Here is a 14808-nt window from a genome sequence, read left to right on the forward strand (position 1 = left end):
ACCGCAGCCGGACAGTGTCTGTCCTGGCGTAACGCGAAGCAGGACCGAAGGCCGAGGAGTTGAGCCGAACCATGCACATGCAGTGTCCGAAGTGCCATGCGCCGATGCACACCTACAACCGCAGTGGCGTCCAGATCGAACAGTGCAGCGGCTGTCGCGGGATCTTCCTCGACTACGGCGAGCTGGAGGCGCTGACCCGCATGGAGGGCCAGTGGGGCGGCGGCCCGGCCGTTCCCCCGCCGCCGGCCGCTCCGCAGTACCCGTCGGGCGGCGGTCACAACGCTCCGGCCTGGGGCGCCCCGCACGGTGGTCACCAGGGGGGCCACCACGGGGGCCACGGGGGCCACAACCGCGGCTTCGGCCACATGCTGTTCTCCAGCTGAGCCGCGCGCAGGGTGCACTCGCGCCCTGAGCACGACGAAGCCCCCGGCCGTAGGAACGGCCGGGGGCTCGGTGTGTGTGGACGATACTGGGATTGAACCAGTGACCTCTTCCGTGTCAGGGAAGCGCTCTCCCGCTGAGCTAATCGTCCTCGGGATCACAGCACCACGGCTGTGGATCTTGCGTGCGCGATACTGGGATTGAACCAGTGACCTCTTCCGTGTCAGGGAAGCGCTCTCCCGCTGAGCTAATCGCGCGGGTCGAAGCCTCGCGGGCTCCAGAAGCCCTGAGGCCTCAGTGGACGATACTGGGATTGAACCAGTGACCTCTTCCGTGTCAGGGAAGCGCTCTCCCGCTGAGCTAATCGTCCTTGGAGGTGGAGACGGGATTTGAACCCGTGTAGACGGCTTTGCAGGCCGTTGCCTCGCCTCTCGGCCACTCCACCAGGAGTGCGGGGATTCGGGAAGATCCCCCGCTTTCCAGCGAGCGGACGACCAGGTTCGAACTGGCGACCTCAACCTTGGCAAGGTTGCGCTCTACCAACTGAGCTACGTCCGCTTGTCGGTTCCGGCCCGCTTGCGCGGCCCGGCGACGAGTTGAACTCTAGCGGATTCCCGGGCCAGCACAAAAACGCGTTTGTGCAGCGTGCTGCGGTGCGTCCGGTCCGCGACCCGGCCGGGCCCGCCCGCAGGTCACCCGTCCTAGACTCGACTGCGTGCCCGACCTCCCTCCGCTCGCCCGCTTCGGCAACCTCGTGGCCACCGGTCTCACCGATGTGACCAGCGACGCCGCCGCCCTGGACTCCTCCGGCTTCTGGTCCGTGTGCGCGGACTACGAGGGCGGTCTGGTGTGCGCGCGCTTCGGTGACGTACGTCGCGAGCCCGCACCCGCTCCGGTGCCGGGGGCGTGGCACGGGCCGGGTGTCGGTGACTGGACGTCGTCCCTCGACCGCGCCGCGTACGCGGCGGGTGTCCGCCGGATCCGTGAGCACATCGCCGCCGGCGAGGTGTACCAGGCGAACCTGTGCCGGGTGCTGTCCGCGCCCGTGGCGCCGGACGCCGACGTGGACGCCCTGTCCGCGCTGCTGGCCCGTGGCAACCCGGCACCCTTCGCAGGAACGATTCGCCTCCCGGGGTACGGGGTCGAGATCGCCACCGCCTCCCCGGAACTCTTCCTGCGCCGCGACGGCCGGGTCGTCGAGTCGGGCCCGATCAAGGGCACCGGCCGCACCGAGGCGGACCTCCTGGAGAAGGACTACGCCGAGAACGTCATGATCGTCGACCTGGTCCGCAACGACATCGGGCAGGTCTGCGCCTCCGGCACCGTGACCGTGCCCGACCTGTGCGTCGTCGAGAAGCATCCGGGGCTCGTGCACCTGGTGTCGATGGTGCGCGGCGACCTGCGCGACGACGCCGGCTGGCCGGAGCTGCTCGCCGCGGCCTTCCCGCCCGGCTCCGTCACCGGCGCGCCCAAGTCGAGTGCTCTGCGCATCATCGACGCCCTGGAGACCGTCCCGCGCGGCCCGTACACCGGCGGCATCGGCTGGGTCGACGCCGACCGGGGCACGGCGGAGCTGGCCGTGGGGATCCGTACCTTCTGGATCGACCGGGAGGCGGGCGAACTTCGCTTCGGCACGGGCGCGGGCATCACCTGGGGGTCGGACCCCGAGGCCGAGTGGCTGGAGACCGAGCTGAAGGCCGCCAGGCTGCTCGCGGTAGCGTCGGGGACGTACGAGGCGAGTGGGAGGACCCTTACGTGAAGATCTGGCTCGACGGCGGACTGCAGGACATCGACTCCGCACGTGTCTCCGTCCTCGATCACGGGCTGACCGTGGGCGACGGCGTCTTCGAGACCGCGAAGACCGTCGACGGGCGGCCGTTCGCGCTGACCCGCCACCTCGACCGGCTGGCCCTCTCGGCACGCGGACTCGGCCTGCCCGAGCCCGACCTCGACGAGGTGCGCTGCGGCTGCTCCGCCGTCCTGGCGGCCAACCCGGTGGCGCTCGGCCGGCTCCGCATCACCTACACCGGCGGTGTCTCCCCGCTCGGCTCCGACCGGGGCGACCACGGCCCGACGCTCGTCGTCGCCCTCGGCGAGACCAGTCGGCGCGCCGACTCCACCGCCGCGATCACCGTCCCGTGGACCCGCAACGAGCGCGGCGCCCTCACCGGCCTGAAGACCACCTCGTACGCCGAGAACGTCGTCGCCCTCGCCCGCGCACACGAACAGGGCGCCACCGAGGCACTGTTCGCCAACACGGTGGGCCGGCTCTGCGAGGGCACGGGCTCCAACGTCTTCGTCGTCCTCGACGGCGAGATACACACCCCGCCGGTCGCCTCCGGCTGCCTCGCGGGCATCACCCGCGCCCTCGTCGTCGAGTGGACCGGCGCCCGCGAGACCGACCTGCCGCTGGACGTCCTGGACCGCGCCGACGAGGTCTTCCTGACGTCGAGCCTGCGCGACGTGCAGTCCGTGCACCGCGTCGACGCCCGCGAACTCTCCGCCACCCCGGGCCCGGTGACAGCCAAGGCGATGCGGGTCTTCGACGAGCGGTCCGGCGACGACCTCGATCCGTAAAAGCCTCGGACAGCCTCGGACATTGGGCTGCCCCGGCGGTCCGGAGCGGGTAGAACACCCCTGATGACCACCACCCTGCGGCCCATCGAGCCGCTTCAGCACGCCGCCGACGGCTCCCGTTCGCGCCGCTACCAGGTGTGCGTGAACAGCCGTCCCGCCGGCGCGATACACCTCGGTACGCGCCCCGACCCAGGGTCCTCGGCCGCCCGGATCCTGGATCTGCGGATCGACGAACCGGACCGCCGGCGCGGCCGGGCCACGGTGGCCGCGCTCGCCGCCGAGGAGGTGGCCCGGGGCTGGGGCTGCCGCCGGATCGAGGCGTCCGTCCCCGCGGGAGCCGAGCCCGCGCTGCGGCTGACCCAGGCACTCGGCTACGTCCTGCGCAACCGGGGCATGCGCAAGCCTCTCGACGGCACCCCGCCCGAACTGCCCGAGGGCAGCCGGGGCCGGCCCATGACCGAGGCCGAGTACGGGCCGTGGAAGGAGGCCGGGCTGGAGGGCTACGCACAGGACCTGATCACCCGTGGGGTGCCCGAGGAGGAGGCGTACGCCAGGGCCGCCGACGACTACGTGCGCTGTCTGCCACAGGGCCCGGCCTCCGCGAACAACCTGTGCAGCGTGCTGGAACACGACGGCACGAGAGTCGGCACGCTGTGGCTGTCGCTGACCGACGACGCAGCTTTCGTGTACGACGTGGAGGCGGACGCCGCACACCGGGGCAGGGGGCACGGCCGGACGCTCATGCTGCTGGCCGAGGCGCAGGCGGTGGCGGCCGGCAGGACCACCATCGCGCTCAACGTCTTCGCGGGCAACCTCCGGGCCGAATGCCTCTACGAGTCGCTCGGCTACCGCACGACGGCCCACCACCTGTCCAAGCCGCTGCTCTGACGGGCTGACGCGCTGCCGGTCTGTCGGTCTGCCGGGACGTGCCCCGGCGGTCAGGCGCCCCCGGCGAGCAGCCGGTCGGTGATCTCCTCGATCCGCTCGCGCAGCCCCGTCTGGCTCTTGCCGCCGTCGAGGTGCTCGCCGCCGATGACATAGGTGGGGGTGCCCGTCACGCCGATCGCCTTGCCCTCGGCCTGGTCGGCGTCCACGATCAGGATGTGCCGGCCGTCGATCAGCGCGGTGTCGAACTCCTCGGCGTCCAGACCGAGTTCACGGGCCACCTCGATCAGGAACGGCTCTCCGGTCCGGTCCAGCTCCTCTACCCGCCCGAGCACGGCCTCGACGTACGCCCATGCCTGCCCCTGCTCGGCCGCCTCCTCGGCGGCCTGCGCGGCGGCGAAGGCGTGCTTGTGCTTCTCCAGCGGGAAGTGCCGCAGCCGTACGTCGAGCCGGTCGCCGTAGCGGGCCCGCAGCGCGCGGACGTCGTCGAGGGCGCTGCGGCAGTCGGGACACTGGAGCTCGCACCAGATGTCCAGGACGACGGCGGACGGTACGGGGGAGGAGTCGCTCATGGAGATCAGTCTCCCAGCTTCCCGGAAGTGCGGCCGACCCCGAGACGACCCGGAGATGTCCCTGAGGTCTCCCTCGTCCATGGCATATCGGACGCGTGGCGGTGCAGGATGGAAGGGACGCAACAAGACCGACCGACCGAGCACCGCCTGGAGGACCGGATGATTGCCGAGACCGTCTGCGCCGCCGTCTCCGCGGCAGGCCTGGGCATCGCCGCGATCACGGCGTACCGGAAGCGTTTCCTCAGGGCGACCCGTATCGCCGCCTACTCCCTCGTGCCCCTCGGTCTGGTGTTGACCGGGGTCGTCGAGTGGGTGGCCGACACCGCGTTCAGTCCGACCGCGTGGGCCGGCTTCGGAGTGCTGGGCGCCGCCTGGTTCCTCTTCATGACCACCCGCGCCGTGGAGCGCCGCCGCACAGCCCCCGGCAAGGAACGCAAGGAGGCCAAGGCGTCCCGCACCGGGGCGATATCCCCGGCGGCCTCGGCGCCCTCGCTGGGTCAGGGTTCACGGCCGGCGGCCCGCCCGGCGGCGGCACCACGGGCCCCCGGTTCGGGCAAGTCCGCCGCGGACGACTTCAGCGACATCGAGGCGATCCTGAAGAAGCACGGCATCTGACCCGGAGGAGCACGGCATCCGGCCGCCGAAGCGCTTCGGACTGAAACGACACAGAAGGTCGGACGGCGGCGCCGAAGTGATCAGGTTCGCTCCGTACGTTGTGGATATTGGCGAACTCTCCGTCATTCCGGGTGGGTTGATCGCGCGGAGGGTCTCCGCTGCGTCATCATCGCGGCGAGATGCTGGACACAACACAGAGCGACACTGTCGCCCCACCGGAGGAGCGGCGAGGTTGTCTCTTCGCGCTCTCCCAGCCACCGCTGATGATCTTCCTAGCGGTGATCGGCTGCCTGCTGCTCATGGCGTCACTGCACGATCTGCTGATGCTCTGAGCTGTAAACGGAGCCCCTGACGTCACCCGTCGAGGGCTCCGTCAGTCCCCGTACTCAAGTTTGTGCCTCAACCCTCTGCGTCAGCCCTCTGCCTCGACGCTCTGCGCCGGGTTGGCGGTGCCTCAGCCCGCCGCCTCCTTGCGACGTGCCCGGTAGGCGGCCACATGCAGGCGGTTTCCGCAGGTGCGGCTGTCGCAGTAGCGGCGCGAGCGGTTGCGGGAGAGGTCGACGAAGGCGCGTCGGCAGTCAGGGGCCTCGCAGCGGCGCAGCCGCTCCTGCTCCCCGGCGACGACGAAGAAGGCGAGCGCCATGCCACAGTCGGCCGAGAGATGGTCGGCGAGCGACGCGCCCGGCGAGAAGTAGTGCACATGCCAGTCGTAGCCGTCGTGATCGGTGAGCCGGGGCGTGGTGCCCGCCGCGGCGATCAGATCGTTGATGACCGAGGCGGCCGAGGCAGCCTCGGGGGCCGCGAAGACCTCCGCGAACCGGCCGCGGACCCTGCGCACGGCCGCGAGGTCGAACTCCGACAGCACACCGACATCGCTGACCTCATGGTTCCGTACGAAGTCGGCGAGCGCCTCGACAGTCGCGAGCCCGTCGGTCGCCGTGTCGTTGTCCGGCGCGGTGTTCACCAGATCCACCACGGCATCGAGGGAACACCGGGTGTCGTGGGTGATCAGCACGTTTCGCTCCCTGGCCTGCGCGGGTCGGGCGGGCGCCCGCCGATGCTGGCCGATGGTAATCGCTCGGTGAGGCGGTGGACCGGTGTTGGCCGGACCGGAGCGCCCTGTACGAGCGGAACGGGCCAGGGGCCCGAATGGTGCCCCGTGCCCGTCGCGCTCGGTGACGGCATGGCGACGCCGCCGCGCGGAGGTCCGCGACGGCGGCGTCATTGGGTCGGCCCGAAGCCGTATTCGGTTGTCTGAGCCCGAGCCGTCTCCCCGAGTGGACGGCGCCGGGCGGCTCTGTGGGGGTCTCGCCCTAGCTTTCGGCCAGGATGTGTGAGAGTTCCTGGTCGAGGTCGAAGTGCCGGTGCTCCGTGCCGGGTGGCACGGCGGCGTCTGTGCGCTTCAGGAAGGACTCCAGGGCTCGTGCCGGGGCTTCGAGGAGGGCTTCGCCCTCCGGGGAGCTCAGGGCGATGCACACGACGCCCTGGCCGTGGCTGCGCGACGGCCAGACACGGACGTCGCCGGTGCCGGTGGGCCGGTGCAGGCCCTCGGCGAGGAGGTCGCGGGCGAACACCCATTCGACCGTTTCCTCTGCTCCGGTGTGGAAGGTGGCGTGCACGGCGTAGGGATCGGCCGTGTCATACCGCAGTCCCGCTGGAACAGGCAGTGAGGACTCGCTCGACACAACGAGGCGCAGGTGCAGCTCGCAGCTGACCGTGGTGTTCATAAGCGCCAAGGCCTTTCGCTCAGTGTGCGCTCGGGGATTCGCACGTCGGCGAAATCGACATGCCACCTACGGTGCCGTTGTAAACCCCTCTGGGAGTTTTGCGTCGCTTTTGGTAGCTCATCCGGCCGAGACCGTCTTCTGTGGGTACGACCATTCCGGTGACTGGTTTCTCTCCGGTAGGGTTTGGCCGTATGGACACGGGGAGTTACGGGACGGGGGAGGTCGCCGTGGCGGCCGAGGAAACGAAGAGTGACACGGACGTAGCGAACAGTGAGGCCGATGTGGCCAAGAACGAAGCGCCGCTCGGATCCCGTGCGCCGGAATTCGTCAAGGCGCGGCGGATGCTGCACGTGAGCTGGCAGGTGGCTGTCTTCGTCATCGGGCTCGCGGTGGTCGGTGCGGGCGTGATCATGCTTCCGCTGCCCGGCCCCGGCTGGCTCGTGATCTTCGGTGGCATGGCGATCTGGGCGACGGAGTTCGTCTGGGCCCAGCTGGTGCTCCGCTGGACCAAGCGGAAGGTCTCCGAAGCCACCCAGCGCGCCCTCGACCCCAGGGTCCGCCGCCGCAACATCATTCTGACGACGATCGGCCTGGTGATCGTGGCCGTTCTCGTCGGTTTCTACGTCTGGAAGTTCGGCCTCGAGATGCCCTGGAACATCAAGAACCAGTGATCCCGGACGGGCTGGCGCGGGGATGCGGAACGTGGTCGGAGGGAGCCCCTGACATGGGGTAATGTTCTCCCTGCGTCCGGGCGATTAGCTCAGTGGGAGAGCGCTTCGTTCACACCGAAGAGGTCACTGGTTCGAACCCAGTATCGCCCACCGGATGATGGCGACCCGGTCCACGGAAACGTGGACCGGGTCGTTTTTCGTCGTGGGCGCGCAAGGCCCTCGGGGCGCCCTCCCGGTCGTGCGACTCCCGGGCGGCCACAGTCGATGGGGACCGGCCGGCGGTCGGGCATGGTCGAGCCGGCGCCTCCGGCTGCCGTGATTTGGCCGAATCCGGTGCTTCCTCGTCCTCGCCCGGGACTCGCGCCCGGTCGGTCTGCCGTGCTCCGGGGGCGGTTCGGAGGCAAGTGCGGGGCATCGTCCCACTGACTCCTTTCAGCCTCTTCTGCTAGCGGCTCGAAGACCCCCGTCGCGTTCGGCCCGTCGATCACAACTTCCGGACCTGCGCTTTCACTTGACCGGCCGTCACCTGCGGGCCGGTCACGGCCGGGGCGGGGAGGGCTCCGCTTTCCATCAATTCCTGTCCGAATCATTGACGTCTCCTGAGGGTCTCCGTACCTTGTGGCAGCAAGCGCTTACTTGAAACGATTCATGGCGCGGACGCAACGTCGCGGGGAGACTCAACCATGCAGCAGAACAGGAACGTTGAGAGGCGAACGGTCCTCAAGGTGGCCGGAGCCTCACTGGCCGTCGCGGGTCTGGGGGCGACCGCCACGGCCTGTGGCGGCGGCAGTGACGCGGGGGACGGGACGGTGACGATCCGTTACGCCTGGTGGGGTGCGGAGGACCGCGCGGAGCGCATCAAGAAGACCATCGCGCTTTTCGAGAAGAAGTACCCGAAGATCAAGGTGAAGACGGACTTCCAGGTGTATCCGGACTTCTGGAAGAAGTTCAACACCCAGGCTTCCGGTGGAAATCCGCCGGATGTGTTCCAGAATGCCATCGGATTCCTGCGGAAATACGATGCGAAGAATGTGCTGCTCGATCTCAACGCGCAGGTCGAGGCGGGCAACCTCTCCCTGGAGGGCTTCAGGGCGGGCCTGGAGAAGTTCGGCGAGGTCGACGGAAAGCTGCTCGGCGTTCCGGTCGGCTCCAACTCGATGGCCCTGGTGATCGACAAGCCTGTCTACACCAAGTCGGGTGTGAAGCCGGAGCAGGGCTGGACCTGGGACGACTTCGACGCCGCGATGAAGAAGATCCGGGACAAGGCGGGGCGCGCCGGCGACAGCGGCATGTACGGCGTGATGTACCTCTACGACCTCTATCTGCGCCAGAACGGCAAGGCGTTCTTCACGGAGGACGGGCTCGGCTTCACCGAGGCGGACCTGAAGGCATGGTGGGCGAAGGCCGAGAAGGGCATCGAGGAGGGTTTCTACGCCGACCCCAAGAAGGTCGCCCAGATCAAGCCCAAGTCGGCTGTCGCCGCGGAACTCGCCGCCGGTGAGTTCACCTGGGACAACTTCACCGTCCGCTACACCTCCGAGGGCAAGAGCGAGTACGGCCTGGCGCCCATCCCGACCACGGACGGCAAGAAGACCGGCCAGTACCTCGGCTCCCTCATGCTCAGCGGGTCCAAGCGCACCCAGCACCCCAAGGAAGTCGCGCAGTTCATCGACTTCATGGTGCACGAGCCCGAGGTCGCCAAGATCATGGGTTACGACCGGGGAGTGCCCGCGACGCAGGCCCAGTACGACGCGTTCCAGCCGACCGACCCGGTCAACAAGGCGATCGCCGCCTACGAGGAGTCCCTCGTCGCGGCCGGCGTCCTGGAGCCCATCACCCCGCATCCGAACGGCGCGGACATCTGTGAGGCCGGGTTCATGCGCATCGCCGAGGAACTCGCCATGGGCAAGCGGTCGGTGGACGACGCCGTCAAGCAGTTCTTCACCGAGTCGAAGACGGCTCTCGGCAGCTGATGGGAACCGCCGTGACGCACGCCCCTGTGATGGAGGACCTGACCAAGGACTCCGAGCCGCGGCACCGTCCGGCCAAGGCTCCCCGCCCCGCCGCGCTCAAGCGGCGGGGCCGCCGGGAGACCCTGGCCGGCTACCTCTTCATGTCCCCGTGGATCGCCGGGTTCCTGCTGCTGACAGCGGGCCCGATGGCCGCCTCGCTCTACTTCGCCTTCACCGACTACAACCTGTTCGACGCGCCCCAGTGGATCGGCCTCGACAACTTCTCCGAGATGCTCGCCGATCCGCGCTGGCAGCATTCGGTGCGGGTGACGCTCTGGTACGTCGTCGTCGGTACGCCGATCAAGCTGGCCGCGGCCCTCGGGGTGGCGTTGCTGCTGGCGCAGAAGCGGCGGGGGCAGGCCTTCTACCGGGCCGCCTTCTACGCGCCGTCGCTGATCGGCGCCAGTGTCTCCATCGCGATCGTCTGGAAGGCGATCTTCTCCGACGACGCGATCGTGGACCGTACGCAGAAGATCTTCGGGATCGACGTCGGCGGCTGGACCGGCGACCCGGACATGATCATCTACAGCCTGGTGGCGCTCACCGTCTGGCAGTTCGGCGCCCCCATGGTCATCTTCCTCGCCGGCCTCAAGCAGGTCCCGCGCGAGCTGTACGAAGCGGCCGAGGTCGACGGGGCGGGCACGTTCCGGCGGTTCTGGAACATCACCCTGCCGATGATCTCCCCGGTCCTCTTCTTCAACGTCCTGCTGGAGACGATCCACTCCTTCCAGATCTTCAGCTCGGCCTACATCGTGGGCGGCGGCGCCGGCGGCAACGCCTGTGGTCCGGCGGACGGTTCGATGGTCTACACCTGTTATCTGTACGTCCAGGGCTTCGAGAACAGCCGGATGGGTCTGGCCTCGGCCATGGCCTGGATGCTGCTGGTCGCGGTCGCCCTGGTGACGGCTGTGCTGTTCTGGTCCCAGAAGCGCTGGGTGCACTACGAGGAAGGCGCCCGATGAGCGCACAGGCCACCGAGATCACCCCAGCCCCGGCCCCGTCCACGAAGGCGGGTGCCCTGCGGCGCAGGCTGCCCGGTTCCCTCGCCTGGCACATCGGGTCCCTCGCGATCCTCGCGGTGATCCTCTACCCGGTGATCTGGGTCATCGGTGGCTCGTTCAAGAAGAGCGAGGAGGTCATCGGCAGTCTGGACCTCTTCCCGGGCGACCCGATCATCTCGAACTACACGAGCCTCGCCGACGGCATCGCGGACATCCCGATCTCCACGTTCTTCTTCAATTCGCTCTTCCTCGCCGTCGGTTCGGTGATCGGGATCCTGGTGTCCTGCTCGCTGACGGCGTACGCCTTCTCGAAGATCAGGTTCGCGGGCCGCAATCTGCTCTTCACGTTGATGATCGGCACCCTCCTGCTGCCGTACCACGTACTGCTGATCCCTCAGTACGTGCTGTTCCGCAACATGGACATGATCAACACGTACACCCCGCTGCTGCTCCCGAAGTACCTGGCCACGGAGGCGTTCTTCGTCTTCCTGATGGTGCAGTTCATGCGGAACCTGCCCAAGGAGCTCGACGAGGCGGCGCGGCTCGACGGCTGCGGGCACTTCCGGATCTACTGGTCGATCGTGCTGCCGCTGTGCCGGCCCGCGCTGATCACCAGTGCGATCTTCACCTTCATCAACTCCTGGAACGACTTCATGGGCCCGTTGATCTATCTGAACGAGCCCGAGAAGTACACGGTCTCGCTCGGTCTGAAGATGTTCGTGGACCAGGACGCCGTCGCCAACTACGGCGGCATGATCGCGATGTCGCTGGTGGCCCTGCTGCCGGTGCTCGCCTTCTTCCTCGCCTTCCAGCGCTATCTGATCGACGGCATGGCCACCTCGGGCCTGAAGGGCTGAGGTGAGCTGACCATGGCCCAGGCCCGTGCCCGTGCGAAAGCCGCCGCACCGCGCGAGGAGTCCGTGCTCGCCGAACGGTTCGCGCTGTTCGCCGAGTGTCTGCTCACCGGGGTGTGGATCGCGCTGGCCTCACTGCCGCTGGTCACGTATCCCGCCGCGTTCGCCGCCGGCTCCCGGCACCTGAGACGCCGTACGGCTCATGAGACCGGCGGCTGGCGGGAGTTCGTCGCCGACTTCCGGACGGCGGTGCGCGGCGGCTGGCTCGTCGGGCTCGCCGGATGGGCGGCGCTCGCGGCGGTGTGGGTGGACGTCCAGGCCGTACGCGCCGGGATTCCGGGCGGGCCGCTGGTCGGCGCGATCGGCGTCCTCGCGTTGATCGGCGCCGTCGTCGCCGGACTGCGCGCGGCGGCGGTCTGGCGGCCCGACGCCGCCTGGCGGGCGCTGCTCGGCACGGCCGGGCGGCGGACCGTGCTCGACCCCGCCGGATCCTTCCTGCTCGTCGGCGGACTGGCCGTGGTGGCCTGTTCCGCCTGGTTCGTCGCGCCGCTGGCGATCCCGGTCCTCGGGGCCGTCGCGGCTGCCGCCGTCGCCGTGGAGGAGCGGTACCGGCGCCGCCGCTGACCTGAGCGGCCGGTGCCACGCACCCAGGTCGGCGCCCCGGAGGCGCCGCACCACCCTCTGTCATGCCCCTGACTACCCGCACGCAAGACTTCCCGTACGGAAAGGAAAGGCCATGTCCCCCATCGACCGCAGGTCCCTTCTCAAGGCGGCCGCCGTCGCAGGAGCCGCCACGCAGTTCAGCTGGGCGCTAGGGAATTCGAACGCGTCCGCCGCGCCCAGAGCCGCGGCGGAGGCGGACCCGGTGACCCTGGACTGGCTGGAGGACGGCGGGCTCGGCGCCGCCCCCGGTTCGACCGTGGGTGTGCCCTGGCCGAAGGGCGCGTACGAGAAAGAACAGTCGTTCTCCCTGACCGACGCCGACGGCAAGCCTGTGGCCGTGCAGTCCTGGCCGATCGGTTACTGGCCCGACGGCTCCCTCAAGTGGACCGCGCACGCGGTGGGCGCGGGCGCCGGCTCCGGCAAGCTCACCCTCGCCGCGGGCACGCCGACCGCGCCGGAGAAGAAGGTCACCGTCGAACGGCGCGGCGCCACCATCGACGTGTCGACCGGTGTCATCACCGCCAAGATCCCCACGTCCGGCTCCACGCTCGTGAAGTCCGTGCTGCGCGGCTCCACCGAGATCGCCAAAGCCGGACGCCTGGTGCTGCTGCGCCAGCCCGAGATCGAGAACGGCGACCAGGGCACGGAGAAGTCCCAGCGCTACGAGAGCGCCATCGACGAGGTGAAGGTCGAGCAGGAGGGCCCGGTGCGTGCCGTGGTCCGCATCGACGGCAAGCACCGCAAGGGAAGCCACAGCTGGCTGCCCTTCTCGATCCGCCTGTACTTCTACGCGGGCGCCGAGTCGTTCCGCATGGTGCACACCATCACCTTCGACGGCACCCAGGAGCCCGGAAAGGCCGGCGGCGACTTCATTCGCGGCATCGGCGTCCGCTTCGAGGTGCCGATGCGCGATGCCGCGTACGACCGCCACATCCGCATCGGCGGCGAGGGCACGGGGCTGTTGCGCGAGGCGGTCAAGGGCATCACCGGGCTGCGGCGCGACCCGGGGACGGCGGTGCGCACCGCCCAGTTCGAGGGGAAGAAGCTGCCCGACCCCTCCACCTGGGACCAGCGCGTCACGACCCGCCTGCAGTACATCCCCGAGTGGGGCGACTACACGCTCTCGCAGCTGTCCGCCGACGGCTTCGGGGTCCGCAAGCGCACCAAGAAGGGCCACGGCTGGATCCCGGCCGGTGGCGGCCGGCGGGCCAGCGGCTTCGGGTACGTCGGTGGCGCGTCCGGCGGGTTCGCCTTCGGCCTGCGGGACTTCTGGGAGAAGTTCCCCGCCCAGCTCGACATCCGCGAGGCCAACACCGACACGGCCGAGGTCACGCTCTGGCTCTGGTCACCCGAGGCGCAGCCCATGGACCTGCGCTTCTACCACGACGGCATGGGCCAGGACACCTTCGCCGAGCAGCTCGAAGGCCTCAACATCACCTACGAGGACTACGAGCCCGAGTTCGGCACCCCTTACGGCATCGCCCGCACCAGCGAACTCCTCTTCTGGGCCCACGACTCCACGCCGAGCGCCGAAGCCATGGCCGAGCAGGTCGAGGCGGTCCGCACACCCCCGCAGCTCGCCACCCCGCCCAAGCAGCTGGTCAAGGCGGGCGTCTTCGGACGGCTGTTCGCCGAGCCGGACCGCTCCACCGCCGCCAAGGCGAAGATCGAGAACCACCTCGACTTCCTCTTCACCTATTACAAGGACCAGGTGGAGATGCGCCGGTGGTACGGCTTCTGGGACTACGGCGACATCATGCACAGCTACGACCCCAGCCGCCACCAGTGGTGCTACGACGTCGGCGGCTACGCCTGGGACAACTCCGAACTCTCGCCGGACCTGTGGCTCTGGTTCGCGTACATGCGCTCCGGACGCGCGGACATCTTCCGCTTCGCCGAGGCCATGACCCGCCACACCGGCGAGGTGGACGTCTACCACCTCGGCAAATGGGCCGGACTCGGCACCCGCCACGGCGTCCAGCACTACGCCGACAGCGCCAAGCAGCAGCGGATCGCCAACACCACCTACCGCCGCTACTACTACTTCCTCACCGCCGACGAACGCGTCGGCGACCTCATGCACGCCAACGTCGACTCCGACGAGACGTTCCTCGTCCTCGACCCGATCCGCAAGATCCGCACCGAGCCCTACACCCCCGACCGGAACGCGCTGTCGATCGGCTTCGGCACCGACTGGTCCGGTCTCGTCTCGGCGTGGCTGACCGAGTGGGAGCGGCGCGGGCCCAAGTGGGAGAAGGCCAAGGCCCGCGTGCTGTCGACCATGGAGACGATCGCGGCCCAGCCGAACGGCTTCGTCCAGGGCAACGCGCTCTACGACCTGGACACCGGCAAGTTCGCCGTCGCCACCGAGGCCAAGGTCGGCGTCTCGCACCTGTCGGCGATGTTCGGCCTGGTCGAGCTGAACGCCGAACTCCTCGACCAGATCGAGATGCCCAAGTTCAAGGAGGCCTGGCTCGACTACTGCCGCTACTTCAACGCGACGAAGGCGGAACAGGCGGCGCGTTACGGCTCCAACTTCGGGAGCTTGCTGCTCTTCCAGGGCCACTCGCGGCAGGACGCCTACGCGGCGGTCCAGCTGGGCGACGACAAGCTGGCGGCCCGTGCGTGGCGGCAGTTCTACAACAGTGCCGACACCTGGGACTACAAGGAGTCGACCGACTGGTCCACGAAGAAGATCGAGGGGCCGACGGCGCTCGTGCCGGGCAGCGAGGCGGCGTGGGTGTCGACCAACGCGACGGCGCTGTACGGGTTGGCGGCGATCCAGAACCTGGCGCTGGTGGGCGACAAGATGCCGTGACGCTCCGCTGAGGTTCGCCGGGGGACTGGGGG

Annotated in this window: 15 protein-coding genes and 6 tRNA genes; 13 read left to right on the top strand and 8 right to left on the bottom strand. The window is 69.1% G+C overall.

From position 1 onward, the window contains the following. Positions 1-77: 77 nt before the first annotated feature. Positions 78-383, top strand: a complete 306-nt coding sequence (locus OG622_RS40100) for a zf-TFIIB domain-containing protein (protein WP_371584369.1) — start codon at positions 78-80, stop codon at positions 381-383. A gap of 77 nt (positions 384-460) precedes the next feature. Here the strand turns inward: OG622_RS40100 and OG622_RS40105 are convergent. From OG622_RS40105 to OG622_RS40125, 5 genes are all read right to left on the bottom strand, one after another. Beyond that, positions 461-532 (bottom strand) — tRNA-Val (locus OG622_RS40105). Positions 533-566: 34 nt separating this feature from the next. Next, positions 567-638, bottom strand: a tRNA-Val gene (locus OG622_RS40110). 41 nt (positions 639-679) lie between these two features. Then, a tRNA-Val gene (locus tag OG622_RS40115) sits at positions 680-751 on the bottom strand. A 1-nt stretch (position 752) separates the two neighbouring features. Beyond that, positions 753-826 (bottom strand) — tRNA-Cys (locus OG622_RS40120). 40 nt (positions 827-866) lie between these two features. Continuing rightward, positions 867-939, bottom strand: a tRNA-Gly gene (locus tag OG622_RS40125). Positions 940-1096: 157 nt separating this feature from the next. On the opposite strand from OG622_RS40125, the gene OG622_RS40130 reads away from it, so the two are divergent. The 3 genes from OG622_RS40130 to OG622_RS40140 all read left to right on the top strand — a co-directional run bounded on the left by OG622_RS40130 (position 1097) and on the right by OG622_RS40140 (position 3846). Beyond that, positions 1097-2140, top strand: coding sequence for a chorismate-binding protein (locus OG622_RS40130; RefSeq protein ID WP_371581560.1), 1044 nt, complete (start codon positions 1097-1099; stop codon positions 2138-2140). Next, entirely contained in the window at positions 2137-2958 is an 822-nt protein-coding gene (locus tag OG622_RS40135; RefSeq protein WP_371581562.1) for an aminotransferase class IV, read from the top strand. Before OG622_RS40130 ends, OG622_RS40135 begins: the two co-directional genes overlap by 4 nt. Positions 2959-3021: 63 nt before the next feature. After that, positions 3022-3846 (top strand): GNAT family N-acetyltransferase, encoded by an 825-nt coding sequence (locus tag OG622_RS40140; protein WP_371581564.1) that lies wholly within the window; start codon positions 3022-3024, stop codon positions 3844-3846. A 50-nt stretch (positions 3847-3896) separates the two neighbouring features. Here the strand turns inward: OG622_RS40140 and OG622_RS40145 are convergent, their stop codons facing one another. Beyond that, complete coding sequence (locus OG622_RS40145) at positions 3897-4415, bottom strand: DsbA family protein (protein ID WP_371581566.1); 519 nt, start codon at positions 4413-4415, stop codon at positions 3897-3899. A gap of 159 nt (positions 4416-4574) precedes the next feature. On the opposite strand from OG622_RS40145, the gene OG622_RS40150 reads away from it, so the two are divergent. Next, positions 4575-5030, top strand: a complete 456-nt coding sequence (locus OG622_RS40150; RefSeq protein ID WP_371581567.1) for a hypothetical protein — start codon at positions 4575-4577, stop codon at positions 5028-5030. A 179-nt stretch (positions 5031-5209) separates the two neighbouring features. Beyond that, complete coding sequence (locus OG622_RS40155) at positions 5210-5362, top strand: hypothetical protein (protein ID WP_013004980.1); 153 nt, start codon at positions 5210-5212, stop codon at positions 5360-5362. Between the two features lie 122 nt (positions 5363-5484). Here OG622_RS40155 and OG622_RS40160 read toward each other — a convergent pair whose 3' ends face one another. After that, positions 5485-6045, bottom strand: a complete 561-nt coding sequence (locus OG622_RS40160; protein WP_371581569.1) for a CGNR zinc finger domain-containing protein — start codon at positions 6043-6045, stop codon at positions 5485-5487. A gap of 298 nt (positions 6046-6343) precedes the next feature. Continuing rightward, on the bottom strand, positions 6344-6757 hold the full coding sequence (locus OG622_RS40165; protein WP_004002642.1) for an SsgA family sporulation/cell division regulator: 414 nt from the start codon (positions 6755-6757) through the stop codon (positions 6344-6346). 191 nt (positions 6758-6948) lie between these two features. On the opposite strand from OG622_RS40165, the gene OG622_RS40170 reads away from it, so the two are divergent. From OG622_RS40170 to OG622_RS40200, 7 genes are all read left to right on the top strand, one after another. Next, complete coding sequence (locus tag OG622_RS40170) at positions 6949-7428, top strand: TIGR02611 family protein (protein WP_371581570.1); 480 nt, start codon at positions 6949-6951, stop codon at positions 7426-7428. 78 nt (positions 7429-7506) lie between these two features. Further along, a tRNA-Val gene (locus OG622_RS40175) sits at positions 7507-7578 on the top strand. A 533-nt stretch (positions 7579-8111) separates the two neighbouring features. Next, the gene (locus tag OG622_RS40180) at positions 8112-9401 is read left to right on the top strand and encodes an ABC transporter substrate-binding protein (RefSeq protein WP_371581571.1); all 1290 of its coding nucleotides are present in this window, start codon (positions 8112-8114) and stop codon (positions 9399-9401) included. Beyond that, complete coding sequence (locus tag OG622_RS40185) at positions 9401-10402, top strand: carbohydrate ABC transporter permease (protein ID WP_371581573.1); 1002 nt, start codon at positions 9401-9403, stop codon at positions 10400-10402. The genes OG622_RS40180 and OG622_RS40185 overlap by 1 nt, the downstream gene beginning before the upstream one ends. After that, positions 10399-11298, top strand: a complete 900-nt coding sequence (locus OG622_RS40190) for a carbohydrate ABC transporter permease (protein WP_371581575.1) — start codon at positions 10399-10401, stop codon at positions 11296-11298. Before OG622_RS40185 ends, OG622_RS40190 begins: the two co-directional genes overlap by 4 nt. Positions 11299-11310: 12 nt before the next feature. Beyond that, on the top strand, positions 11311-11919 hold the full coding sequence (locus OG622_RS40195) for a hypothetical protein (RefSeq protein WP_371581576.1): 609 nt from the start codon (positions 11311-11313) through the stop codon (positions 11917-11919). A 112-nt stretch (positions 11920-12031) separates the two neighbouring features. Next, positions 12032-14776: a Tat pathway signal sequence domain protein gene (locus OG622_RS40200; RefSeq protein ID WP_371581578.1), complete on the top strand. Its 2745-nt coding sequence runs from the start codon at positions 12032-12034 to the stop codon at positions 14774-14776. Positions 14777-14808: the final 32 nt, after the last annotated feature.

Source organism: Streptomyces sp. NBC_01314, assembly GCF_041435215.1.
GTDB lineage: Bacteria > Actinomycetota > Actinomycetes > Streptomycetales > Streptomycetaceae > Streptomyces.